Here is a 1,388-nt window from a genome sequence, read left to right on the forward strand (position 1 = left end):
TTACGTTTTGCTATCCGTGAGGGTGGTAGAACAGTAGGTGCTGGTGTTGTTTCTAAAATTGAAAAATAATTCAGTTATCTAAACAAAGTAAGAGAGGATGCTTAGGCATCCTCTTTTGCATATGAAAAAAAATTTACAATATATTGCTTTTGTGATAAAATTAAACAGTCGATATTTTGTATTAGAAGTTAGTTTTAGCGGATAAATACCTCTGCTCACAACTTTATTTTGTAAATGGTTTTTGCGTTGTTAAATGAATAACAATAATATGAATAATAAAACACCAACAAAACCGAAAAAAGCTAGTGCAACTAATGTACAAGTTGCAACCAAAACCGTAGATAAAACTATTGGTACTGCGTTTAATAGCATTTTATGGTTATTAACTTTAGCTTTAGTAGTAGGTGTATCAGTTTTTAATCAGGTTTACGGAAACCATAATCCAGTTATTCGTTTAGTGGTTGTAATTGTTGCTATTGTTTTAGCAATTTTAACTTTCCTCTTAACGAATCAGGGTAGAAAATTCCTTAAGTTTTCAATGGAAGCAATGCTTGAATTACGTAAAATTTATTATCCTACACGTAAAGAAGCACTGCAAACCTCAATTATCGTGGTATTAATCTCTGTATTAGTATCATTTATGTTCTGGTTCTTTGACTTTGTTATTCAGTACTTTGTAACCTTAGTTACTAATTGGAGTATCTAACAAATGAGTGATACGAATTTAACAGAGACTTTAGATTTAGATGATTCTGTTTTTGATGCTTTTGAGTCTCCAGAAGTAGAAGAAGCTACACAAGAGGAAAATCCTCATCTAGCTAACATGAAATGGTACATCGTACAAACAGTTTCTGGTTATGAACAAAAAGCCTCAACTTTGTTAGAAGCTGCTATTAAAGATAGTGATTATGCTGATTACTTTGGTGATATTATTATCCCAATTGAAAAAGTAATTACCAGATCTGGTACTAAAGTTAAAAAATCAGATAAAAAGATTTTCCCGAACTACATCTTCTTACGTATGGAGATGAACTTCACAACTTTAAACCTAGTGCGTAATGTTACTCACATTTTAGGTTTCTTAGGTCACCAAAAAGGTAAACAACCTGAACCAGTACCTAATTCGGAAATTGAACGTATCTTAAAATTAATGAAAGATTCAGAGATTTCACCAAAAGAAACCTTAAAATTAAAAACAGGTGATAAAGTTATTATTAACGATAGTTCATTTGCTAATATTGAAGGTGAGGTATCAACAGTTAACGAAGAGTTAGGTAAAGTTACCGTAACTATTCTCTTTATGAACGCTAAACGTAACGTGGAATTAAATATTTCAGACGTTTCGTTAGCATAATAAATGAAGTCGGACTAAGTGTTCGACTTTTTTT

General features: G+C 31.3%; 3 protein-coding genes. All 3 read left to right on the top strand.

The annotated features are described in order from the left end of the window. A partial coding sequence (locus CKF58_RS05925; RefSeq protein WP_484283701.1) for an EF-Tu C-terminal domain-related protein occupies positions 1-69 on the top strand: 69 nt, incomplete at its 5' end. 199 nt (positions 70-268) lie between these two features. Beyond that, positions 269-706 (top strand): preprotein translocase subunit SecE, encoded by a 438-nt coding sequence (secE, locus tag CKF58_RS05930; protein ID WP_222987731.1) that lies wholly within the window; start codon positions 269-271, stop codon positions 704-706. 3 nt (positions 707-709) lie between these two features. Then, positions 710-1,354, top strand: coding sequence for a transcription termination/antitermination protein NusG (gene nusG / locus CKF58_RS05935; RefSeq protein WP_119531941.1), 645 nt, complete (start codon positions 710-712; stop codon positions 1,352-1,354). Positions 1,355-1,388: the final 34 nt, after the last annotated feature.

This window comes from Psittacicella hinzii (assembly GCF_003585935.1).
In the GTDB taxonomy this organism is placed as follows: Bacteria; Pseudomonadota; Gammaproteobacteria; order Enterobacterales; family Psittacicellaceae; genus Psittacicella; species Psittacicella hinzii.

What these genes read in the sequence shown, in the direction of transcription:
- secE (WP_222987731.1), top strand. Translation starts at nt 269, where the DNA reads ATGAATAATAAAACACCAACAAAACCGAAAAAAGCTAGTGCAACTAAT.
- nusG (WP_119531941.1), top strand. Translation starts at nt 710, where the DNA reads ATGAGTGATACGAATTTAACAGAGACTTTAGATTTAGATGATTCTGTT.